The organism is Caenimonas sp. SL110 (assembly GCF_001044395.1).
GTDB lineage: Bacteria > Pseudomonadota > Gammaproteobacteria > Burkholderiales > Burkholderiaceae_C > Ramlibacter.
In genome coordinates this window covers 19,827-42,974 of the sequence record NZ_JANU01000068.1, presented here as the reverse complement: position 1 = coordinate 42,974, position 23,148 = coordinate 19,827, and the positions used below count along the sequence as shown (strand labels likewise).

Below are 23,148 nucleotides of genomic sequence, written 5' to 3'. Positions count from 1 at the left end.
AAGGAGCCAGTGACGTGACAGATTCCGTGTACTACGAAAAACCCGTGCTTCTCGACCGTGTGAAGCATCGCAATTTTCGCGTGAAACCCACGTCGAGCTACGCCTTTGCGCGCAAGGCGAATTCGCTGTTCATTGCCGCAGTGGAGTTTCCTGAAGCGTTCAAGGAATACCCGATCGTGTTTTCGAGGCAGGCGGGCGGCCGTCTTGTGCCGCTGGCCATGCTGGGCTTGCGCGCGAGGGAAAACCTGTTTGTCGATGGCGAAGAACGATGGACCGGCTCGTACGTTCCTGCGTTCGTGCGCCGCTATCCGTTCGTGCTGGCGGAGCTTGCCGGCAACCAGCTGGGCGTCTGCATCGACGAAGCATTTGCGGGGCTGAACCAGGCAGAGGGTGAGCCGCTGTTCGACGATTCGGGGGCCGACACGCCGTTGCTGAAAAACGCACTCGACTTTCTGGGCCGCTACCAGCAGGAGTACGTGCGCACCGATCTGTTCTGCCAGCGGCTGGACAAGGCCGGCGTGCTGCGCGAAATGAACGCCAAGGCGGACCTGGTGGATGGGCGCAGCTTCACCGTGGGCGGCCTGCTGGTGGTGGACGAGGCGAAGCTGATGGCGCTGCCGGATGCGACAGTGCTGGAGTTGTTTCGCGCCGGAGAAATGCACCTGGTGTCGATGCACCTGGCGTCACTGTCGAACATGAAGAAACTGGTCGATCGGGTGGCCGAACGCCAAAGCCCCATTCAGCCTGCGCCCAAACCGGCGTAGCGGCCGGTATCGATGACGGTGACCGCGTCCTGGGCAATGAGCCGGGCGATGAGGTTGTCGACTTCGACAGCCGTGAGCCGGGTGCTTGCCAGGATCCAGCGGCGGTTGACCGGTCGGTGACTCATCACGGAGAGTGCCCGCAGCATGTCTGCAGTTCGTGCGCCCGAGAGATCCGGCCAGTGCCGCAGCTGGTAGGCAAGTCCTTCACCTGGTTCATCTACCTCGGACCGCGGCATCACCGACATGCGCAGCTCGGCAAACGTGGTGGTCGTTTTGCGGGCCCAGCTTGTGAGCGAATCCAAGACGCTTGGCATTTTTGGTACATCCCTGAAGGCAGTTGAGCCAGTGTCGGGGGCTTGGCTCTGGAGCCTATAGGTGATGCGCCCGCCGGGATTAGGAATCTTGCTTAGCCTTTTAGTTTTTACCGGGGCCGCCGGATTTGCGGGTGTTCGAGCCCGTCCCGGCAAAGGTGGCCTGAACGCGCTTGCCCTTGTCTGGTGCGCCCGCCCGGGACTTGGCGCTGGTCTTTGTGTTGGCCTTGGCCGCGGCTTTCGCGGCGGCTTTCGCGGTTACCTGCTTGCGCGGTGAAGCGGCAGCGGCCTGCGGACGCTCGGCCACAGGATCGCCTGCAATCCATTGGCGAATACGGCGGGCGTCAGCGCTGCGCCGGCCATTGCTGGCCGAGTCGAGCAGCACCATCACGACGTCCTGTCCATCCAGGCGTGTGCGCAGCACCACGCAATGCCCGGCTTCGATGATGTATCCGGTCTTTTGCAGCGTGATGTCCCACGTCGGGTCCTTGACCAGCGGATCGGAGTTTCGGTAGAGCAGCACGCGGTTGCCCATGGCAGTCTGGTGTTCGCGGGTGGTGGAATATTCGCGGATGAGCGGGTGCGCCGAGGCAGCGAGCACCATGGTCGCGAGGTCACGGGCGCTCGACTGGTTCTTGTTCGACAGGCCCGTGGGATCGACGAACGTCGTGTTCGTCATGCCCAGCTGGCGGGCCTTGCGATTCATCGCTGCGATAAACGCCTCCATTCCGGCAGGCGAGGTGCGCGCGATTGCATGTGAAGCGCGGTTCTCGCTGGACATCAGGGCCAGTCGCAGGGCCTCACCGCGGGTGATCACGGTGCCCACCCGCAAGCGCGAGCGGCTCGACAGAATCTTGTCGACGTCCTCTTCTGCGATGGTGATGGGGGTGTCCAGCGGCAGCTGCGCTTCGAGCGCGACCATGGCCGTCATGAGCTTGGTGATGGAAGCCATTGGCAGCACGGCATCGGGATTCTTGCCATAGAGCACCTGCCTGGTGTTGGCGTCGAGCACCAAAGCCGCGCTTGAACCCAATCGCAATTCGTCCTGCGTCTTGTGCAGGCCGGCAGCGTGCCCCGCCGAGCGGCGCGGCAAGATACTCTGCAAGGCCGATTCAGAGTCCGTTCCTTCGCGCACCTCCTCGACGACCGCACCGCGTGCGGCGGCCGAAGCGGCCTGGGGCGACAGGGGAGGAACGATGGACCCCGGTGCCGATGCGGGCGAGACCGAGGGCGCTGTGCGGGGTGCCTGCGCGACCGATGGGGTTCGGGCGGGAAATACCGAAGGCAGCACAACAGGGGCGAACCACGCACCCGCCCCGATGATCAGGAGGATGAGCAGGCCGATGTATGCACGCTTTGTCATGGGTTTCGAGCGTGCCGGATGCACCGCAGGCGGCCTGACAGCCGAATGCAGTTGGCCTTGTAGTTTTTCTTCGCGTTTGCTCAGGAGAAAAAGAAAGGCCGCCAGAAAAACTGGCGGCCTTCTTGCTTGTTTGGTGCCGGAGAGATGAATCGAACACCCGACCTTCTCATTACGAATGAGCTGCTCTACCGACTGAGCTACACCGGCTTTAAATACAGCCCGCGATTATAGCGTGGCCGGATAGAGGGCTCGCGCTGAACAGCTGGAATTTGCAAGGCGAATCCGCAAGGCCCGGTAATGCGTACTCATCACATCTCACAGGGTAAACGATCAAATTGGACCGCCAGGCCTAGCACTTGGACCTCGTGTTGCGAACTATACTCATGGGCTTTGGGCAAAGGCCGCAGGCACTACCGTGCCGAGGTCGCCCGAAAAGAGCTTTTGAATCCCAAAAGACAAAGGACTTATCTTGCGGACCCTATCGCTGGCCTCTTCCCTTCGCGTCGCAGCTTCCTTCATGCTGCCGATCATCTTTTCCTTCGGCGCCATCACGGCGAACGCCCAGGCCCCGGCCGCCCCGGGTGCTTCGGCCGCAGTGACTGCACCTGCAGCAGCACCCGGTGCAGCTGCCCCGGAGGCCTCTGTCGTCGCCTCGGCGCCCAAGGCTGCCGCTGCTTCCGCAGAAAACCCGTACGGCATTGAAGCCCTGTGGAAGGGTTCGGACAATATTGCGCGCGCTGTTCTCCTTATCCTGGCGATCATGTCGATCGGCAGCTGGTACATCATGGTCGTGAAGCTGCTGGAGCAATCCAAGATGAAGCGCCACGCCGCCACCGTGGACAAGGCCTTCTGGGATGCGAAGTCGGTGAGCGCCGGCGCTGCCGCACTCGAGAAGAACAGCGCCTACCGGTTCATCGCCGAATCTGGTGCGGCGGCAACCACCGACCATGGCGGCCTGAAGGGCCACATCCCGATGGCCGAATGGATCCCGATGTCCATCACCAGCGCCGTCGATCGCGTCAACTCCACCATGCAGGGCGGCCTGGCCTTCCTGGCAACCGTGGGTTCCACCTCTCCTTTCGTCGGCCTGTTCGGCACGGTGTGGGGCATCTATCACGCGCTGACGGCCATCGGTATTTCCGGCCAGGCGTCCATCGACAAGGTGGCAGGTCCCGTGGGCGAAGCGCTCATCATGACCGCCATCGGCCTGGCAGTCGCGATTCCGGCTGTGTTCGCCTACAACTGGCTGGCGCGCCGCAACAAGGCGGTGATGGACGATGTGCGTGAGTTCAGCGATGAACTCAACGCCGTGATCGTGGGCTCCGCCGGCAAGGCCGCTTAAGCGGCCCCGCCGGCAACCGCCCGCCCAAGGAGACCGCCATGGCAATGGCTGTCGGACACGACGGAGATGAAGACGTCATCTCCGCGATCAACACCACGCCCCTCGTGGACGTGATGCTGGTGCTGCTGATCATCTTTCTGATCACCATCCCGGTAGTGACCACCTCGATTCCCGTGACCTTGCCAAAGGAACGGGTCGAGGTGCGCGAAACCAAACCCGAAAACGTGATCATCTCGGTCGATCCCAAGGGCGATGTGTTCTGGTACGACCAGAAGATGAACACGCCCCGTGACCTGATCGATCGCCTCAAGCGGGTCTCGACCATGAAGCCGCAGCCTGAAGTGCAGATTCGCGGCGACATGACGGCCAAGTACAACGGCGTTGGCAAGGTGCTCTATGCCTGCCAGGTCGCAGGCATCGTGAAGGTCGCCTTCATCACCGAGCCGCCGCCGCTCAACTAGGAAGAAGCGCATGAGAATGAAACCAGGCCGCTTCAAGAGCAAAGGCGGCGACCCTGAACCGATGATGGACATCAACACCACGCCGCTCATCGACGTGATGCTGGTGCTGCTCGTCATGCTGATCATCACCATCCCGATCCAGCTTCACGCCGTGAACCTGGAAATGCCCGTGGGCGCGCCGCCCACGACGCAGGAGCCGGACAAGATCCGCATCGACATCGACCAGGCGAGCATCGTGTACTGGCAGGGCTTGCCCGTTGCCCAGCAGGAGCTCGACGACAAGATGGCGGCAGTGGCAGCCATGAATCCGCAGCCGGTCGTCAACATCCACCCCAACAAGGATGCGGGCTACGCCGTTTTTGCGAACGTGCTGTCGACGTCCAAGCGCAAGGGGCTCACCAAGATTGCTGTCACTGGCAGCGAGCAGTTCATCCAGTGAGGCCTACATGAGCGCAACATCCATGCACATGCCCAAATACCAGAACGCCGATCCCCGGCGGCGCATGGTCGGCTGGGCGATTGTCATCCTGGTGCACGTTGTCGTCGCGTGGGCGCTGATCTCCGGAACAGCGCGCAAAGGGTTGGAGCTGATCAAGAAGCCGCTTGAAGCGGCCGTGATCCAGGAAGTGATCATTCCTCCACCACCGCCACCTCCGCCGCCACCGCCGCCCAAGGAAATCCAGAAGGCGCCACCCAAGGTCGAGGCTCCGCCGCCGCCTTATGTGCCGCCGTCGGAAGTGACGCCGCCACCGAGCGCCGCGCCGACCATCGCGTCGGTGCAGGCGCCACCCACGGTGCAGGCGCCCATCGCGCCACCGCCGCCACCTGCAGCACCACCGGCTCCGACCGGCCGCCAGGACATCGCGATCGCCTGCCCGACACAGGTCAAGCCCGAGATGTCGCGCCAGGCGATCCGCGAAGGTGCGACGGGCACGGTGCGGGCGCAAGTCACGATCCGCGATGGCGTGGTGCGTGATGTGCAGATCCTGTCGGGTCCGCGCGTGCTGCACTCGGCCGTGCGCAACGCGATGATGCAGTACAAGTGCATTTCGACCTCGGGCGGCGACGTCATCGCAACCCAGGAATTCGATTTCAAGATCGACTGAGTTCTATCCATCGCCATCCCGGCGATTTCCAAAAAACGGACCGCTTTGCGGTCCGTTTTTCATGGTTTGCCGTGCCAGCCAATCAGCCCCCTCGCGGGGCTGATGTATTTCGGCAACACAAACACCCAAACACTGTTAATGCCGAGTGACGCCACTGTGACGCGCGTGTAAAAACAGGTGCTGGACTGCGGCGTACCGTTTTTTAATTCATAAGGTGCGCCCGGTTCTTTAAATGCGGGTTATGGGCACTTGAGGCTCGAACTCTTTCTCGACAGGAACAGGTCTGGAGAACACATGAAAACCGGTACACAAAGGTTTAGAAAAACGGTAGTCGCGCGCGCCCTCATCACGGCGTTCTGCGGCACTGCCTCGATGATGATTGCGCAGGACACCCTTGCGCAGACATCGACAGGCTCAACACTGCAACGCGTCGAGGTTACGGGCTCGAACATCCGCCGAACTGACACCGAGACAGCGTCTCCGGTCCAGGTCATCACCAAGGAAGAAATCGACCAGTCCGGCAAGGGCACGGTCGCTGAGTACCTTCAGACCCTCACGTCTGACGGCCAGGGTTCCGTTCCGTTCACCTACGGTCGCGGCTTCTCGGGCGCAACGTCTTCGGGCATCTCGCTGCGCGGCCTTGGCGCCAACGCAACGCTGGTCCTCATCAACGGTCGCCGTGTCACATCCGCCGTTCTCGCGGACGACGCACAGCGCACCTACGTTGACCTGAACCAGATCCCGATGGAAGCTGTCGAGCGCGTTGAAGTGCTGAAAGACGGCGCTTCGTCGATCTACGGATCTGACGCGGTCGCTGGTGTTGTCAACATCATCCTGCGCAAGAACTTCAAGGGCACCGTTGCCAAGCTGACCTACGGCGTTGCCGAAGAGGGCGACGGCCAGGAACCCCGCATCGCCATCACGCACGGCATGGGCGACCTCGACAAGGACGGCTGGAACCTGCTGCTGAACGTTGAAGCTGGCAAGCGCCAGGAAATCAACTACCGTGACCGCGCTGGCCGCGGCCCGGTCGGTATCTCGGCCATCGGCCAGTACGGCATCGGCTTCAACCCCAACGAAGGCCCGACCAACAACATCCCCCGCGCCGGTGGTAACGGCTGGATCCCGACTGCCGCCAACGCCGCAGGCCGTGTGAACAACAGCGCCGCACCGTCGTTCATCGGTAACGTTCGCAATCCCGTCACGCTCGACTACTACAGCCGTAGCGATGCCGCTGGCGTGGGCTTCGCCCGCTTCTACCCTGCCGCACAGACGTATTGCAACAACAATACGAACCTGCCGCAGAACAACCCCACCGGTGGTTGCATCAACGACGTCCGCATGGCCGTGAACCAGGTCCAGCCTGATTCGCAAAATGCCAGCTTCTACGGCCGTTTCACCAAGACGATCAACGCCAACATGGAAGCGTTCGTCGAAGTGGGTCTGTACCAGACCGAATCGGACGTGACCGGCCTGCCGATCTCGCCAAGCGGCGGCTTCTTCCGTCCTGACGGTGTGGTGGTTTCGCGTACGGCAACGGCACAGCTGGGCGCAACGCACCCGGACAATCCGTACAACGCGGCCGCTCGCCTGATGTACCTGCCGCTGTACGACACGGGACCGACCAACAACAACTCCAGCTCCAACTCCAAGCGCCTGGTCGCCGGACTGAAGGGCACGTTCTCGGCCTGGGACTACGACGCAGCTGTCCACTTTTCTGAAGCCAAGCAGACCGACGTGTCGCAGCGCCTGATCAACTGGCGCGTCGCTGACGCCCTGTTGAACCCGACGCCTGCCAACGTGGCTGCTGCCACTGCCTTCAGCTCGCTGTACGCCGCGCTGCCCCCGGGCACCGTGTGGCGCATCGGTGAGAACGCAGGCCTGAACTCGCAAGCCATGTATGCAGCCCTGCTGCAGGACCAGCAGCGTTCGGGTTACTCGCGTCAATACGGCGGCGACATCAAGATCTCGCGTGAACTCGGCAGACTCGAAGGCGGCCCGATCGGCATCGCTTTCGGTGCTGAACTGCGCCACGAAGAGAACAACCTGCCGCTGTACAACGGCCTGGGCAACTACGCCGGCCTGTCGCTCACCGCTTACGGCGGCGAGCGCGACATCTTCGCGACCTACGGCGAAATCCTGCTGCCTGTCACCAAGCGCATCGAGCTGAGCGCAGCCCTGCGCTATGACAAGTACTCCGATGCAGGCACCGCTGTCACGCCGAAGATCGGTGCCAAGTGGCGTCCCCTGGACAACCTGGCTATCCGTGGCACGTACGCACAGGGCTTCCGTGCTCCGTCGTCGACGGAAAACAGCGCAGCTTCGGTTGCAGCCTTCGGCGGCGCGGTCATCGACGACAACGCACGTTGCGCAGCACTGCAGGCAGCCGGCATCGTCGGCGCTGCACAAGATGCCATCTGCCGTGGTGTCGCTCCGACCTTCGTCCAGCGCGGCAACCCCGCCCTGGAGCCAGAGAAGTCGCAGTCGTTCACGGTTGGCGCAGTCTGGGACATCACGCCCAAGACCAGCGTGACCATTGACGCATGGCAGATCAAGCGCAAGGGCCTGCCGGTCATCGAAGACCCGCAAGCTGCTGTTGACGGTGGCCGCGTGACCCGCGACCCGGCAACCTCCGTCGCTGCTGGCGACCCGGGCGGCATCCTGTCCGGCTTCGTGGTGTTCCAGAACTCTGCGCAGTCGCTGACGCAAGGTATCGACCTGGAAGCCAAGCACCGCTGGGACCTGGGCGGTGGCATGGGCCGCCTGACCTCGTCGCTGACCTGGACGCACCTGCTCAAGCAGCGCGTGATCGAGGCATCGGGCATTGTTCATGACTACGCTGGCACCCACGGTGACTGCAACATCACGAACTGCATCGGCTCGCCCCGCAACCGTATCCAGTTCGCTACGACCTGGGAAATGGGTCCATGGCGCCTGGGTGCCAACGTGAACCACCGTGGTGGCCTGTCGAACACTTTCGAGCGTTCGGACACGAGCTGCGCACAGCACCTGGCTAACGGCGATGACTTCCCTGGTGGTTGCAAGCTGAAGTCGTTCACGACGGTCGATCTGTCGGGTTCCTGGAAATTCCGCCAGAACACCGAAATCTTCGGCTCGATCCAGAACGTCTTCGACAAGAAGCCGCCTGCTGACTTCGAGACCTACGGTGCCATCGGCTACAACCCGCTCGACTACTCGGGCGCTATCGGCCGCTTCTATCGCGTGGGCATCAAGCACCGCTTCTGATGGCCTAGTGCCAAAAGAGATGCGGCCCGGTCAAACGGGCCGCACCTTGCAAACCACCGCTTCGGCGGTGGTTTTTTTTTGGGCGATGCGCAAGGTGTAAACGCTGTCATTGCGGGCTCGACCCGCAATCCACGCCGTCAGGCAGCCGAAGCTTGTTCCGGCAACACTCGCTGCCCGCGCAGCATCGTGAATCTCCAGCCGACGAATGCCAGCGTGAGCGCACCCACACCCCCCGCGGCCAGGGACCAGCGCAGGCCCAGGTGTTCACCCAGGTAGCCGCCCAGCAAGGCGCCGGGCAGTGCGGGAATCAGGATGAGCCAGCGCATCGTGCTGGTCATGCGCCCCAGCAAGGGCTCGGGCGTCACGGCCTGGCGCAGCGCCAGGAAATTGATGAAGATCAGCACGGCGCCAAGCCCGAAGCAAAGCAGCATCAGCACAAACGAGAAAACGCCGAAGTCGCTGGCCGGCGCGATCGCCAGCTGCAACCAGCCGATCCCGTTGATCGCGAACCCTGCGAGCAGGCAGGGCCCCACGCCGAACCGTTGCGAAATGCGGTTGCCGAAGACGCCTGCCATGACAGTGCCGACGCCGAGCCCGACATAGCAAAGACCGACCTGTCGCTCATTGAGGCCCAGTTCTCGCGTCGCGAAAAGAATCTGCACGACCATCGCAGAGTGATGGCACATCTGCCAGATGCCCACGAGCAACGCCATCGCCACCAGTAGCGGCGTGCTGCGCACGAACGAGAGCCCTTCTTTCAACGCAATCCAGAAGTGAACCGGCACCTTGGCACCGGGCTCTTCGTGAATCTTCAGGCCTCGCAGGATGGCGACGGAAAAAAGCAGCATCACCGCGTCCGCAATCAATGCGACCGGTGCGCCCACCAGGCGAATCAGGGCGCCTGCCACGCCGGGTCCGGCGACTTCAGCGGCGGAGCTCGCGAGCGCGTTCTTGGCGTGCGCCTCGACCAGGCGCGAACGGGGCACAACCTGTGTCAGCACGATCTGCGCGGCAGTGCCGGCGGTCGTATAGACCGTGCCGATGACAAATCCAACACCGTAGAGGAACGGCACTGTCAGGACATCGAGTGCCCAGGCTGCCGGCACGCTGAGAACTGCCAGTGCAATGATCAGTTCTCCCGCCACATACACCGGCAGCTTGCGCACGCGATCGAGCCACACACCGGACGGCAGCGAGAACAAAACAAAGGGAGCGATCTCCATCGCCGTGAGCAGGCCCATCTGCGAAGGCGTGGCATGCAACAACACCGCAGCCGTGAGTGGGATGGCCAGCATCGTGATCTGCCCGCCGAACGAGCTGAGCAGGATCGACAGCCACAGCCGGCGATAGAGCCTGCCCCGCAGCAGGTCGTCAGGCGGCAGGGTGAAGTGCTTCCTGATCGTCATTCGTACAGCCAGCAGGCCGCCTGTGAATGGCCGTCGACCGGCTTCAGTGGCGGGATTTCAGCGGCGCAGCGATCGAATGCGTGCGGGCACCGCGTGCGGAACACGCAGCCCGATGGCGGACTGATAGGCGAGGGCAGGTCGCCCGAGAGCATCTGTACCACCTTGCCACGCTCGCGGCGCGGATCGGCCAGCGGCACAGCGGACAGCAGCGCCTTGGTGTACGGGTGCTTCGGATCGGCATAGAGCGCGTGCTTGTCGGCCAGCTCCATCGTGCGGCCCAGGTACATCACCAGGATGCGCTGGCTCACGTGCTTGACCACCGCGAGGTCATGCGCGATGAAGACCAGCGCCAGCTGCATCTCCTGCTGCAGGTCCTTGAGCAGGTTGATGATCTGCGCCTGTATCGACACATCGAGCGCCGATACGGGCTCGTCGCAGACGATCAGCTTCGGCTTGAGGATCAGCGCGCGTGCAATGCCGATGCGCTGGCACTGCCCACCCGAAAATTCATGCGGATAACGATAGAGGTGCGACTCGTTCATGCCGACCTTGACCAGCATCGCCTTGACGCGTTCGAGCACTTCGCTGGAAGGCAGTTCCGGGTGGTGCGTTCGCAGTGGCTCGCCCACGATCTGCGCGATGTTCATGCGCGGATTCAGGGAGGCCAGCGGGTCCTGGAACACCATCTGCACATGCTTGCGCACCTGCTGCCAGTCGCCGGCCTTTGCATCGTTCATGTCCCGGCCTAACCAGACGACCTGACCTGATGTGCGCGGCACCAGATTGAGAATCCCGCGCGCAAGCGTTGACTTGCCGCAACCCGATTCACCGACGATGCCCAGTGTTTCGCCGGGGTACAGGTCGAAGCTCACGCCGTTGACGGCTTTCAGCGTGCGCTTGGGTGGAAACAGCCCCTCACCGCGCACGTTGAAGTGCACATGCAAGTCCCGCACCGATAGCAATGGGCTTTGCTCCCTCTGCCTCTGGGAGAGGGTTGGGGTGAGGGCGACTCCCGTACCGGGAACCCCACTCATGGCAACACCTCCAGCGCCATCTTCTCAATCTCCTGCGGCGGTCGATGACAAGCACGCAGCACCGCCTCGCGCCCCTCCACCCGCACCAGAGGCGGCCGCACCGTCCCGCAATGCGGCAGCACAAAACTGCATCGCTCGGTGAACGGACAGCCCACCGGCATACGGCTCATGTTCGGCGGCACACCCGGGATTGCAATCAATCGCTCGCCTTCGTGATCGAGCTTGGGCACCGCGCCGAGCAGGCCCAGCGTGTAGGGATGCGTCGGCGCATAAAAGATATCTTCAGCCGTACCTTGTTCCATGATCCGGCCGCCATACAAAACCATCACCTTGTCGCAAATGCCGGCAACGACGCCCAGGTCATGCGTGATCAGGATGATGGCCGTGCCGAAGTCGCGCTGCAGGTCGCGCAGCAGCGTCATCGTCTGCGCCTGCACCGTCACATCCAGTGCGGTGGTCGGCTCATCAGCGATCAGCAGGTCCGGCTGGCACAGCAGTGCCATCGCGATCATGATCCGCTGGCGCATGCCGCCCGAAAACTCGTGCGGGTACATGCGAATGCGCCGCGCGGCATCTGGAATGCGCACCTGCTCCAGCGTCTGAATCGCCAGCGTCAGCGCGCTCCTTCGCGTGAGGCCCTTGTGCAGCTCCAGCACTTCGGTCATCTGCCGCTCGACCGTGAGGTACGGATTGAGCGATGTCATCGGGTCCTGGAAGATCATCGCAACGCGGTTGCCGCGAATGCGATTGAGGTCGCGTGGCGCCATCGCCAGCAGGTCCTGGCCATTGAATCGCACGCGACCGGTGGCACGTCCGTTGGCGGCGAGCAGGCCCATGATCGCGAGCATGCTCTGGCTCTTGCCGGAGCCGCTTTCGCCGACGATGCCGAAGGTCTGTCCGCGCTCCAGCGAAAAGCCCAGGCCATTGACAGCCGTCACATCGCCTTCGGGCGTGGAGAATTTGACGCTGAGGTCATCGACCTCCAGCAGCTTGTTGTTGTTTGCTTCGGCCATGATTTATCGCTGTTTCGGATCGAGCGCGTCGCGCAATCCGTCGCCGATGAAGTTGAAGCAGTAGAGCGTGATTGAGAGCATCGCACCGGGAAACAGCAGCATCCACGGTGCGACTTCCATCACGCCGGTTCCGTCTTCGATCAGCACGCCCCAGCTCGTCATCGGCTCCTGTATGCCCAGGCCGAGGAAGGACAGCACCGACTCGGTCAGGATCACCGACGGCACCGTGACCGTCGTGTAGATCACGACCACGCCCAGCAGGTTGGGCACGATGTGCGAGAAGATGATCTTGCGTGTCGGCACACCGATGGAGCGCGCAGCTTCGACGAACTCCATGCTGCGCAGCGACAGGGTTTGTCCGCGCACCACGCGCGCCATGTCCATCCACGAGAACGCGGTGATCGCCAGCACCACCAGGTAGAACTCGCGCCCCAGGATCGTGACCAGCAGGATCGCAATCAGCAGGTACGGAATGGCATACATCATGTCCACGATGCGCATCATGGCGCCATCGACCTTGCCGCCGATGAAGCCCGCCGTGGCGCCCCACGCGATACCGACTGCGCAGGAGCAGATGGTTGCGAGCAGGCCCACCATGAGCGAGATGCGACCGCCGACGAGGCATCGCACCAGCAGGTCGCGCCCCGACTCGTCGGTGCCCCACCAGTGCATGCCCTTCAGGCCGGGCGGCTGGCTCATCGAGTCCCAGTCGGTGGTGTCGAACTGATAGGGCAGCACCCACGGCCCGATGATGCAGGCCAGCGCGATGATGATGAGCAGCACCAGGCTGACGACGGCCGGTTTGTTGGACATGAAGCGGGCGCGCGCGTCGGCCCAGGGGCTGCGGCCGTGCATGGATGCGGTGGCGCTGGCTGCGCTTGCTGCATTTACATCAGCCAGCTGATCGATCAGGGCCTTGCGTTTGGTGAAGAACAGCATGGACTAGTACCTGATCTTGGGGTCGAGTGCCGCATAGGCGAGATCGACCAGCAGGTTCATCAGCACCGCGATCAGCGTGATGAGCACCACCAGGCCGAGCACCAGCGTGTAGTCGCGATTGCCCGCGCCGTTCACGATCAGCTTGCCCAGGCCCGGCAGTGAAAACACCGTCTCTGTGACCAGCGCCGCCGTGATGGAAGAAATCGCGAGCGGACTCACGACCGACACCACCGGCAGCAGCGCAGGCTTGATCGCGTGGCGCAGCACCACCAGCCGCATCGGCAGGCCCTTGGCGCGTGCCGTGCGGATGAAGTTGCTCTGCATCACTTCGATCAGGCTGCCCCGCATCACACGGCCGATGGTGGCGATGTTGATGAAGGTGAGCAGCGCCATCGGCAGGATCATGAACTGCGGCGCGAAGTCGTCCCAGCCGCCGGCCGGCAACCATTTCAGCCACAGCGCGAACACCAGCACCAGCACCGGCCCCATCACGAATGACGGCACCACGCTTCCGATGTTGCTCACCAGCATGAGTGAAAAGTCTGCGAGGCTGTTTTGCTTGAGCGCTGCGCCTATGCCCAGGGCGACACCGAGGATGAACGAAATCACCAGCGAGATGCCGCCGATCGACAGCGACACCGGCAACGCGCGCGCCACCAGGTCGTTCACCGACCAGTCGGCGTAGCGAAACGATGCGCCCAGGTCACCGTGCAGCAGGTTGTTGAGGTACAGCAGGTACTGCTTCCACACCGGCTGGTCGAGGTGGTACTTGGCTTGCAGGTTGGCGAGCACCGCTTCGGAGACCTGCCGGTCGCCGTCGAAGGGGCCACCCGGTGCCGCGTGGACCAGGATGTAGCAGACCGTGATGACGGCCAGCAGCGTCGGGATGGTCACCAGGAGGCGACGCAGGGTATAGGACCACATGGGGGTCCTTCAATGCTTGATGATGTACAGGTCCTTGCTGCGAAACCGGTCCTGTGCATTGAGCAGCGAGTAGCCGCCGATGTACGACTTGACCAGGCGCGGCAGCGAGTACTGGACCAGCGGGATGATCGGGTAGTCGTCCATGATCATCTTCGTGGCCTGCGTCAGCAACTGCTTGCGCTTGGCCTGGTCGTCGTTCTGCTCGGCCTGGTTGATCAGTTCTTCGGCCTTGCGGTTGCAGTTCTTGTTGGTGTTCTGGTCCGAGTCGCAGCGCACCAGCGCGAGGAAATTCGTCGCATCGTTGTAGTCGGCGATGAAGCCGTCGCGTGCGATGTCGAACGCGCCGTCATGGCGCTTTTTCACCAGCACCTTGAACTCCATCGCTTCGAGTTCGATGTTCACGCCCAGCTTGGTCTTCCATTCCGACTGCGCAAAGATCGCCATCTTCTTGTGGTACTCGCTCGTGTTGTACGAGAACGTGTATTTGGTGCCGGGCTTCACGCCTGCTTCGGCCAGCAGCTTTTTCGCTTCTTCGATCTTTTTGGCCATCGGCCATTTCGCCCATTCGTACTCGGTCATGTCGGCGCCTTCCAGCCCCTTCACGATGAGTCCGTAAGCAGGCATCTGGCCGTCAGCGGTGATCTTCTGCGAAAGGATGTCGCGGTCCAGCACCATCGACAGCGCCTTGCGAACGCGCACGTCCTTCATCGCCGGGTTCTGCGTCTGCAGCGTGTAGTAGCGCAGGCCCAGCATGGGCGCGTTCTTCACGTCTTTCGGGAACTGCTTCCTGGCAGGCTCATACGTGCCGGGCGGCAGCTGGTACACCATCTCGTTCTGGCCGGCTTCGAACAGCTTGATGTCGGCGTTGCCGTCTTCGATGCCCAGGTAGGTCACGCGCATGAGCTGCACATTGGCGGCGTCCCAGTAGTGCGGGTTCTTCTCGATCACGACCTTGCTGTTGGGCTGCCAGTCCTTGAGCATGAACGCGCCATTGCTCACCATGTTGCCGGGCTTGGTCCAGTCGCGCCCGCCCTTTTCAACGCTGGCCTTGTGCAGCGGGCCCAGGTTGTTGTTGGACATGAGTTGCGGCAGGAAGGCCGCAGGAAACGCCGTCTTGATTTCAACCGTGTACTTGTCCAAGGCCTTGGCACCGATGGCCGAAGGCGGCTTCTTGCCCGAGGCCACGTCCTTGCCATTGAGCAAAAACATGCCGTAGGTCATCGCGTACTTCGATGCGGTCTTGGGGTCCAGGAAACGCTGGATGCCGTACACGCAGTCCTGCGCAGTGACCGGATCGCCGTTGGACCATTTCGCGTTCTGGCGCAGCTTGAACACCCATGTCGTGGCGTTGGTCTGCTTCCAGCTTTCTGCAACGCCGGGCACGATCTTGCCGTCACCGTCGTTGGCGGTGAGCCCTTCGAACAGGTCGCGGGTGATGTTGTTCGCGCCGACAGTTTCTGCAATCGCAGGGTCGAGCGACTCGGGCTCGGAGCCGTTGTTGCGGATCAGCGTTTGCGTGGCGTGCAACTGCACACCGGGCGGCACAACGGCTGCAAACGAAGACGCAGCAGCAATGGAAACGACGGTGGCGATGAGGCCGCGCGCAAATGCAGGGAGGGTGATGTTCGTGTTGTTATTCATGATGTCGTCCGATTACTTCTTTGGCAGCTTGCTGGTGTCGATGTCCACGTATTGCCAGAACTCGCGTGCATTGGGATGGCGCTTGTAGCCAACGACCCACGGCTGCATCAGGTCGGTGCCGATGCGGTGGACGCGGATCTTGTAGGGCATGTAGGCGATGAGAATGCGCTCGGCTTCGCGGATCACCTTGTCACGCTCGGGCCCGTTGGGCATCTGGCTTTGCTGGCGATAGAGTTCGTCGAACTTCGCGTTCTTGAATCGCGCGAGGTTCGATTGCCCGATCGACGGGCCGTAGCCGCGTTCGAGCACCGGTCCGCTGTCCGGGCTGCTGGCCGAAAGGCCCACGCCCCACATCATCAGCTTGCCCGCGCGTGCAGCCTTGAGTTGCTCGGGCCACTTGCCGATGCGGAAATTGATCTTGACGCCGATGGCATCGAGGTTCTTCTTCAGGATCTCGTCGAGCTCGCGGTAATCGGCGGTGCCCAGCGTGTTGTGGTCCAGCGCGAGCGGCTTGCCGTCGGGCATGTCGCGCCAGCCGTCGCCGTTCTTGTCGGTGTAGCCGTACATGTCGAGCAGGGCAGTGGCGCGCGCTTTGTCAAAGGTGCCCATCTCCGAACGGAAGTCCGGGTCGTAGCTCGCGGTGTTGGGCATGAGGTAGCTGTGCGCCACGATGGCCTGGCCACGACGCGGCAACCGCACTTCTTCGGCGCTGTTGTAGGCCAGTGCAATGGCACGGCGCAGCGCCACCTTGTCCGGCGTATAGCCACCCATGACCGGATCGTCCATGTTCCAAAAGAGCATGGTGATGTCCGACAGCGGCACGCGTTCCATCGTGATGCCGCGCTTGGCCAGGTTGGGCGCGAGCTTGTTGTTGGGGATCGCGTGCGTCGCAAAGTTTTGCGGCAGGCGTTCCAAAAAGTCGTGTTCGCCATTCAAGAAGGCGAGCCAGCGCGGCTGCGGGTCGTCGATGATCGAGACGATCACCTTGTCCACCATCGGCAGCTTGCGCCCCTTCATCTGCTTGAAGATGGCCTGGGCGTGCGCGTCATCGGCCGCGGGCTCGGCGTTGAACACTTCATCGCGGTAGTTGGGGTTTCGCACCAGCGTGATGGTCGACGAGCGCTTCCACTCCTTGAGCATGAAGGGCCCGCTACCGACGGGGTGGGCCATGATGTCGTCGCCGTACTTCTCGACGACTTCGCGTGCGACCACGCCCAGGATGCCGGGGTCGGCCATCGTGTACATGAAACGCGGGCGTGGTGCTTCCAGCTTGAACTGCACGGTGTAGCGGTCCAGCGGCTTCAGGCCCTCGATCTCGGTGTCGTAGTCGAACTTCGCGCCGCCATCGTTGGCTTTGGCCTGCGACTTCTTGCGCAGGTCCGCAAGTCCCATGATCTTTTCTTCTTCAAGCCCCGACCAGCTCGGGCTCTTGTTCTTGGGATCTGCGAGGCGCTTCCAGGTGTACACGACGTCCTGCGCGGTGATCTCGCGCTTCTTGCCGCCGAAGGCTGCGTCGTCGGCAAAGTAGATGCCGCGCCGCAGCTTGATGGTGTAGGTGCGAAAGTCCGCCGAGATGTCGGGCATGCCTTCTGCTAGTACCGGCTTGACCTTGGCAGGGCGGGCCAGATAGTCGTAGCCGTACAGCGAATCGAAGATGTTGGCCGTGACGATGCGCGAGTACAGGTCCGACAGCTGCGGTGGATCGAAGCCGGTCTCGGCGACGGGGAATGCATAGCGCAGGATTTTTTCCTGGGCCGGCGCTGCAGGTTTTGGAGAGGGCGACTGGGCGAAGGCCGGGTAGGCTGCTCCCAACGCCAGGCATAGACTGATGGTCGATGCCCAAGTTTGAATATTCATGCTTGGTAATTACCTAGGTAGGGAAAGGCAATCCGCAAGCATAATGCGCACCCGGACCACCGCTCACGAGCGGTTTCCCTATTTTTCCACGAGCGGCCCCCCTATTTTTGTGTCTGGAGGGCGGCCAACCGCCGCCCTGGAATCTCAACATGCTGTCATACCTCATACGGCGGATCCTTCAGATGATCCCCACCCTGGCGGGCGTCATCCTGCTGGTGTTTTTGCTCTTTACCTTCTTCGGGGACGACCCGGCGGAGATCATTGCAGGCCTTGGCGCCAGCAACGACCAGGTGGAGTCGATTCGTAACGAGCTGGGCCTGAACCGGCCGCTCTGGGCGCAGTTCTGGGGCTTTATCGAGAAAGTTGTCACGTTCGACTGGGGCCGCAGCTGGGCCACGCGCGAAACCGTGAGCAGCATCTTTGCCAGCCGCCTGCCCGCCACGCTGACCATCATGGTGCCCATCCTGGTGCTGGAAGTGGGTCTGGCCATCGTCGCAGGCATGGCGGTCGCCTATGTGCGCGGCAGCCTCACCGACCGGGCGGTGATGATCATCTCGACCGTCGCGCTGTCGATCAGCTTCCTGGTGTACGTCATCGTCGGGCAGTACTTCTTTGCCTTCCGGCTGGGATGGTTCCCGGTGCAGGGCTGGAGCAACAGCGTGTGGACCAACCTGCTGGTGTATGCGCCGCTGCCGGTGCTCATCGCCGTGCTGGTGAGCCTGGCGCCGCACACGCGCCTGTATCGCAGCTTTTTTCTCGATGAAATCGGTCACGACTATGTGCGCACCGCGCGCGCCAAGGGCGTGGCAGAGAACACAATTTTGTTCAAGCACGTCTTGCGCAACGCCATGATCCCGATCCTGACCAACGTGGCGACGCAGTTGCCGGGTGTCTTCATCGGCTCGTTCCTCATCGAGGTGTTCTTCTCGGTGCCGGGCCTGGGCCGCGAGGTCTATGCGGCGGTGGGCCGAAGCGACTACCCGGTCATCCAGGCCGTCACGATCTACCTCGCCGCTTTGACGATGGTGATCAACCTCATCACCGACATGCTCTACAAATTCGTCGATCCACGGGTGGTGCTGAAATGAGCGCGGTTCTTCCCTTGCCCGAAGAGGCCGTCGCCCAATCGGCGCTGCCCAAGTCTCCCAACGTCTGGATGCAGGCCTGGACGCGCCTGAAGCGCGACCGCGTCGGCATGGTGTCGCTGGCAGTTGTCATCTTCTTTCTCGCGCTCGTGCTGGCCGCGCAGTTCGGCATCCTGGCCTCCGGCTGGCAAAAGGAAGTGGGCGTGCCGTTCGCGCCGCCGCACATGGTCGGCGCGCAGGAGAAAGAAGCGGCAGTCGTCGTCGGCCAGCAGCGGCCCAACGTGGACCTGAGCGATGTCGATCCGCTCGCGCCGCGTTATGCGGAATGGACAGAACGCGCATCGCGCGTGAAGACCGTCGATGAAGTCAAGGCCCAGACGCTGCCGCTGGGCGCAGACCGCCTGGGGCGCGATGTGCTGGACAAGGCGATCAAGGGTGCGCAGGTGTCGATCCTGGTGGGCATCGCGGCTGCGTTGCTCGCGACTTTCATCGGCACGGTGCTCGGCGCCCTGGGCGGCTACTACGGCGGCAAGCTCGGCGACTTTCTGGAGTGGGTCTACAACGTCTTCACTTCGATTCCGTACATCCTGCTGATCTTCACGCTCGCGGCCCTGTTCAAGTCCGGGCCGATCTCCAAGATGTTTGCGAACACCATCGCGCCGGTGGTCATCATCCTGGGCGTCGTGGGCTGGACCGGCATCTACCGGCTGGTGCGCGCCGAGTACATGAAGCACCGCAACCGCGAATATGTGCGGGCCGCCGAAGCGATTGGCGCGGGTCATTCCGCTCGCATGTTCACCCACATCCTGCCGAACGTGAGCCACGTGGTACTGGTGCAGTTGTCGCTGCATGTGGTGTCGTTCATCAAGGCCGAAGTGATCCTGTCGTTCCTGGGCCTGGGCGTGCCGATCGACATGGTGAGCTGGGGCACGATGCTGGCCGAAGCCCAGACCGAACTGGTGCTGGGCAAGTGGTGGCAGCTCGCTGCTGCAACCTTCTTCATGGCTGCATTCGTGACGGCATTTGCCTTGCTCACCGATGCACTGCGCGATGCGCTCGACCCGAAACTGCGATAGGACGCCAGCACCATGAGTAACCTGATCGAGGTGCGCGACCTGCGAGTCGCTTTCCGTGTCGGCAAGAACGAGATGCACGAAGCCGTGCGCGGCGTGAGTTTCGACGTGCCCGAGAACACCACCGTGGCGCTGGTGGGCGAGTCCGGCAGCGGCAAGAGCGTAAGTGCGATGAGCATCGTGCGCCTGTTGCCCGAGAACGCGGTGGTCTCGCCTGAGAGCCGCATCCTGTACCAGGGCCGCGACCTGCTGAAAGCGCCGATGTCCGAGATGCGGGCGCTGCGCGGCAAGGAAATCTCTGTCGTGTTCCAGGAGCCGATGAGCTCGCTGAACCCGGTGTTCACGGTCGGCGAGCAGATCGCCGAAGTGCTGCGCATCCACATGGGGATGTCGAACAGCCAGGCCCGCAATCGCGCAATGGAACTGCTCGACGAAGTGGGTATCCCCGAGCCGCGTGCGCGCGTCGATGCGTACCCGCATGAGCTTTCGGGTGGACAGCAGCAGCGCGTGATGATCGCGATGGCGATTGCCTGCGAGCCCAAGATGCTGATCGCCGATGAGCCGACCACGGCGCTCGACGTGACCGTGCAGCGGCAGATCGTGAACCTGCTGGCCGGCTTGCAGCAGCGCCACCGCATGAGCATGCTGTTTATCAGCCATGACCTCGGGCTGGTGGGCGAAATCGCGAGCAGTGTCGTCGTGATGCGTCACGGCCAGGTGCGCGAAGCTGGTGAAGCCGGGCAGATTTTCAACGCGCCGAAAGATGCGTACACACAGGCCCTGCTGGCATGCCGTCCGCGTCTGGATGCGCGACCGCGCAGGCTGGCCGTCATCGACGACATCATCAACAAGCGCGCACCCGAGACGACCGAGCGCATCAGTGTTCCGGCGCAGGGCGCACCGCTGATTGAAGTGTCGAATCTGTCGAAGGAATACAAGCTCAAAGAGGGCCTGTTCAAGCGCAAGGTCATCAGCGCGGTGAAGCAGGCGGACTTCGTGCTGCACAAGGGCCGCACCCTGGGCGTGGTGGGCGAATCGGGTTCCGGCAAGACGACGGTGGGCATGATGCTCACGCGCCTGACCGACCCGAGCTCGGGCCATATCCTGTTTGAAGGAACCGACCTCGCGACCCTGAGCGCCCGGCAGTTGCAGGCCTGGCGTCGGCGCATCCAGATCATTTTCCAGAACCCGTACGCGAGCCTGAATCCGCGCTTTACCGTTGGCCAGATTTTGATGGAGCCGATGCGCATCCATTCGATCGGCGCCGACGACAACGCGCGTGCCCGGCTTGCACTCGGATGGCTCAAGAAAGTGGGCCTGCCGGAAACAGCGTTTGGCAAGTACCCGCATGAATTTTCGGGCGGCCAGCGCCAGCGCATCGCGATTGCGCGATGCCTGACCATGCAGCCCGAGATCATCATCTGCGACGAGAGCGTCAGTGCGCTGGACGTGAGCGTGCAGGCAACCGTGCTCAACCTGCTGCTCGACCTGCAGGAAGAATTCGGCCTGACCTATGTCTTCATCAGCCACGACCTGGCGGTGGTGAAGTACATGGCCGACGACATCCTGGTGATGAACAAGGGCGAGATCGTCGAGCGCGGCACGTCCGAGCAGATCTATTCGAATCCGCAGCATGCGTACACGCAGCAACTGCTGGCGGCGATTCCGCGCGGCTATGAGGTTGCGCACGCGGCGCCCGTGGGCGTTTGAGGAGAGTTCAGTGAAGCTTGGCATGGCCCGCGCCTCGATCGGCGCTCTCGTGGGTGTTTTTGTTCTCGGTGCTGCGCTCGCGCAGACGCCCAAACGCATTGAACGCGCCGATGAGCTTCCGCGCTTCACCTATCCGGTCACAGGCGAAGTCGAAGCACTGGTGCGTGATCCCCAGCGCTTCGCGCTGCTTGCCGCCGATGTGCGCCGCAACACCGAAGGCACGTTGGCCGCGTACGACATCGCAGAGACCGCGACGCGCCGCCAGCTGCTGGGCACGCTCATGCAGATGGACATGCTGGAAGGCCGCTACGACGATGCGCTGCGTCGCTCCGAGCAGATTCGCCAGCTCCAGGACAAGCCGGCTGACAAGCTGATATCGGGCCTGACGATTCGCGCGATGGTGGCGGCAGCGAAGAAGGTCGGGGACCGCAACTCGAGCGCGTATCGCGCAGAGGTTGGGCGGCTGGTGGTCCAGGAGCTCAATCGGTATCCGCACCTGCAGATCCGCAACGACATCCAGCGTGCGAAAGCCGGGATGGAGACGGTCGGTGAGACGCTGATCCTGGGGCGTGTGCGTGGCGTGCTCCAGCCGGTGGCCACGAGCACCGGCACGCTCAGTTCCGACCTGGTGCCCACGGTCATCGGCGCACGCTATTCGCTCGAATTCGTGCTGCCGCTCAAGCAGACCCTGGTGGATGCCTACGGCGGTTATCTGGCGGCCAACAAGGTCGACAAGCCGGACATCTGGGCGGCGCGCGATGTGGCGCTGCCGGCAGGGCGCAATTACCAACCGGTGCGCATCGTCGTGTGGGACGGCGGCATCGACGCCACGGTCTTCGCTGATCGCTTCATCGTGGAAGACGGCAAGCCCGCACGGATTGCATTCGACCGCCAAGCGCGTCCTTCGCTGGAGCCGCTCAAGCCACTGCCTGCCGATGTGCAGGGCCGTATCGGCGCATTGCAGGCTCGCAGCAAGGGCATGTCGGACCTCACGTCCAACATCGATAGCGCAGAGGCCTCCGAGGTCAAGAACCTGCTGTCCAACCTCGCGCCAGCGCAATACAAGGCGGTGCAGGAAGAGTTGCGGCTGGTGAGTACCTACCAGCATGGCACGCACGTGGCCGGCATCGCGATGGCCGGCAATCCGTATGCACGGCTGGCCGATGCGCGCATCGACTTCGGCTACACCTTGCTGCCCGACCCGTGCCCCAGCGACGAACTGACAGCACGTACAGCAGGCAACTTCGCGCACTACATGGACTTCATCAGGAAGACCGGCGCGCGTGTGGTCAACATGAGCTGGGGCGGCAGCCTGCGCGGTTATGAGACAGCGCTGGAGCAGTGCGCGATTGGCAAGGATGCAGCCGAGCGCCGCACGATCGCGCGGCGTTACTTCGACCGGCACCTGGGCGCCTTGACGGCAGCGCTTGCTTCAGCGCCTGACATCCTGTTCGTCGTCTCGGCGGGCAATTCCGGCAACGACCCCACCTTCAACGACATCTATCCGTCGGGCATCGTGCTGCCCAATGTGGTTGCCGTCGGCGCAGTGGACAAGGCGGGCGACGAAGCATCGTTCACGAGCTATGGGCCCACCGTGCTGCTGCATGCCAATGGCTACCAGGTCGAAAGCTATGTCCCTGGTGGCAGGCGGCTGGCGATCTCCGGCACGTCGATGTCGGCGCCGCAAGTCACCAACCTCGCAGCCAAGATGCTGGCGGTCAAGCCATCGCTCAAGCCTGCCGAGATCATCTCCATCATGCGCACGACGGCCGATCGCAGCGAAGATGGTCGGCGCACGCTTGTCCATCCGGCGCGCGCGTTGGCTGCAGTCGGGTATATGCCCTGAGACACCCTGAGTCACCTTGAGGATTGC

General features: G+C 62.8%; 19 protein-coding genes and 1 tRNA gene. 10 read left to right on the top strand and 10 right to left on the bottom strand.

All coding sequences use genetic code 11. From position 1 onward, the window contains the following. The first annotated feature begins 14 nt into the window (after positions 1-14). Entirely contained in the window at positions 15-764 is a 750-nt protein-coding gene (locus AQ12_RS21505; protein ID WP_048442060.1) for a SapC family protein, read from the top strand. On the opposite strand, the gene AQ12_RS21500 is transcribed toward AQ12_RS21505, so the two are convergent. From AQ12_RS21500 to AQ12_RS21490, 3 genes are all read right to left on the bottom strand, one after another. Then, positions 740-1,066 carry a hypothetical protein gene (locus AQ12_RS21500; RefSeq protein WP_048442033.1) on the bottom strand — a complete coding sequence of 109 codons (327 nt, stop codon included), beginning with the start codon at positions 1,064-1,066 and terminating at the stop codon, positions 740-742. The genes AQ12_RS21505 and AQ12_RS21500 overlap by 25 nt on opposite strands. 112 nt (positions 1,067-1,178) lie before the next feature. Continuing rightward, the gene (locus tag AQ12_RS21495; protein ID WP_053076847.1) at positions 1,179-2,438 is read right to left on the bottom strand and encodes a serine hydrolase; all 1,260 of its coding nucleotides are present in this window, start codon (positions 2,436-2,438) and stop codon (positions 1,179-1,181) included. Positions 2,439-2,569: 131 nt separating this feature from the next. Then, positions 2,570-2,645, bottom strand: a tRNA-Thr gene (locus AQ12_RS21490). A gap of 262 nt (positions 2,646-2,907) precedes the next feature. Between AQ12_RS21490 and AQ12_RS21485 the strand changes: the two genes are divergently transcribed. The 5 genes from AQ12_RS21485 to AQ12_RS21465 all read left to right on the top strand — a co-directional run bounded on the left by AQ12_RS21485 (position 2,908) and on the right by AQ12_RS21465 (position 8,593). Further along, the gene (locus AQ12_RS21485; protein ID WP_238587797.1) at positions 2,908-3,780 is read left to right on the top strand and encodes a MotA/TolQ/ExbB proton channel family protein; all 873 of its coding nucleotides are present in this window, start codon (positions 2,908-2,910) and stop codon (positions 3,778-3,780) included. Between the two features lie 38 nt (positions 3,781-3,818). Further along, entirely contained in the window at positions 3,819-4,241 is a 423-nt protein-coding gene (locus AQ12_RS21480; RefSeq protein WP_048442031.1) for a biopolymer transporter ExbD, read from the top strand. A gap of 16 nt (positions 4,242-4,257) precedes the next feature. Beyond that, positions 4,258-4,680 carry a biopolymer transporter ExbD gene (locus AQ12_RS21475; RefSeq protein ID WP_048442030.1) on the top strand — a complete coding sequence of 141 codons (423 nt, stop codon included), beginning with the start codon at positions 4,258-4,260 and terminating at the stop codon, positions 4,678-4,680. A 7-nt stretch (positions 4,681-4,687) separates the two neighbouring features. Continuing rightward, positions 4,688-5,347, top strand: coding sequence for an energy transducer TonB (locus AQ12_RS23070; protein WP_048442029.1), 660 nt, complete (start codon positions 4,688-4,690; stop codon positions 5,345-5,347). 294 nt (positions 5,348-5,641) lie between these two features. After that, positions 5,642-8,593, top strand: coding sequence for a TonB-dependent receptor (locus AQ12_RS21465; protein ID WP_048442028.1), 2,952 nt, complete (start codon positions 5,642-5,644; stop codon positions 8,591-8,593). Between the two features lie 137 nt (positions 8,594-8,730). On the opposite strand, the gene AQ12_RS21460 is transcribed toward AQ12_RS21465, so the two are convergent. The 7 genes from AQ12_RS21460 to AQ12_RS21430 all read right to left on the bottom strand — a co-directional run bounded on the left by AQ12_RS21460 (position 8,731) and on the right by AQ12_RS21430 (position 17,407). Then, on the bottom strand, positions 8,731-9,999 hold the full coding sequence (locus AQ12_RS21460) for an MFS transporter (RefSeq protein WP_048442027.1): 1,269 nt from the start codon (positions 9,997-9,999) through the stop codon (positions 8,731-8,733). Beyond that, complete coding sequence (locus tag AQ12_RS21455; protein ID WP_082151733.1) at positions 9,996-11,033, bottom strand: dipeptide ABC transporter ATP-binding protein; 1,038 nt, start codon at positions 11,031-11,033, stop codon at positions 9,996-9,998. Before AQ12_RS21455 ends, AQ12_RS21460 begins: the two co-directional genes overlap by 4 nt. Continuing rightward, positions 11,030-12,046, bottom strand: coding sequence for an oligopeptide/dipeptide ABC transporter ATP-binding protein (locus tag AQ12_RS21450; RefSeq protein WP_048442025.1), 1,017 nt, complete (start codon positions 12,044-12,046; stop codon positions 11,030-11,032). Before AQ12_RS21450 ends, AQ12_RS21455 begins: the two co-directional genes overlap by 4 nt. Positions 12,047-12,049: 3 nt before the next feature. Beyond that, positions 12,050-12,901, bottom strand: coding sequence for an ABC transporter permease (locus tag AQ12_RS21445; RefSeq protein WP_048442058.1), 852 nt, complete (start codon positions 12,899-12,901; stop codon positions 12,050-12,052). A gap of 87 nt (positions 12,902-12,988) precedes the next feature. Next, entirely contained in the window at positions 12,989-13,909 is a 921-nt protein-coding gene (gene oppB, locus AQ12_RS21440) for an oligopeptide ABC transporter permease OppB (RefSeq protein WP_048442024.1), read from the bottom strand. Between the two features lie 9 nt (positions 13,910-13,918). Further along, positions 13,919-15,550 carry a peptide ABC transporter substrate-binding protein gene (locus AQ12_RS21435; RefSeq protein WP_048442023.1) on the bottom strand — a complete coding sequence of 544 codons (1,632 nt, stop codon included), beginning with the start codon at positions 15,548-15,550 and terminating at the stop codon, positions 13,919-13,921. 12 nt (positions 15,551-15,562) lie between these two features. Further along, positions 15,563-17,407 carry an ABC transporter substrate-binding protein gene (locus AQ12_RS21430; RefSeq protein ID WP_048442022.1) on the bottom strand — a complete coding sequence of 615 codons (1,845 nt, stop codon included), beginning with the start codon at positions 17,405-17,407 and terminating at the stop codon, positions 15,563-15,565. Between the two features lie 149 nt (positions 17,408-17,556). On the opposite strand from AQ12_RS21430, the gene AQ12_RS21425 reads away from it, so the two are divergent. Genes AQ12_RS21425 through AQ12_RS21410 form a run of 4 tightly spaced genes read left to right on the top strand, consistent with a single transcriptional unit; the run spans position 17,557 to position 23,121 of the window. After that, the gene (locus AQ12_RS21425; protein ID WP_048442021.1) at positions 17,557-18,495 is read left to right on the top strand and encodes an ABC transporter permease; all 939 of its coding nucleotides are present in this window, start codon (positions 17,557-17,559) and stop codon (positions 18,493-18,495) included. After that, complete coding sequence (locus AQ12_RS21420) at positions 18,492-19,568, top strand: ABC transporter permease (protein ID WP_048442020.1); 1,077 nt, start codon at positions 18,492-18,494, stop codon at positions 19,566-19,568. The genes AQ12_RS21425 and AQ12_RS21420 overlap by 4 nt, the downstream gene beginning before the upstream one ends. A 12-nt stretch (positions 19,569-19,580) precedes the next feature. Then, on the top strand, positions 19,581-21,275 hold the full coding sequence (locus AQ12_RS21415; protein WP_048442019.1) for an ABC transporter ATP-binding protein: 1,695 nt from the start codon (positions 19,581-19,583) through the stop codon (positions 21,273-21,275). A 10-nt stretch (positions 21,276-21,285) separates the two neighbouring features. Beyond that, a complete protein-coding gene (locus AQ12_RS21410) occupies positions 21,286-23,121 on the top strand; it encodes a S8 family serine peptidase (protein ID WP_161799055.1) in 1,836 nt (611 codons plus the stop codon). Positions 23,122-23,148: the final 27 nt, after the last annotated feature.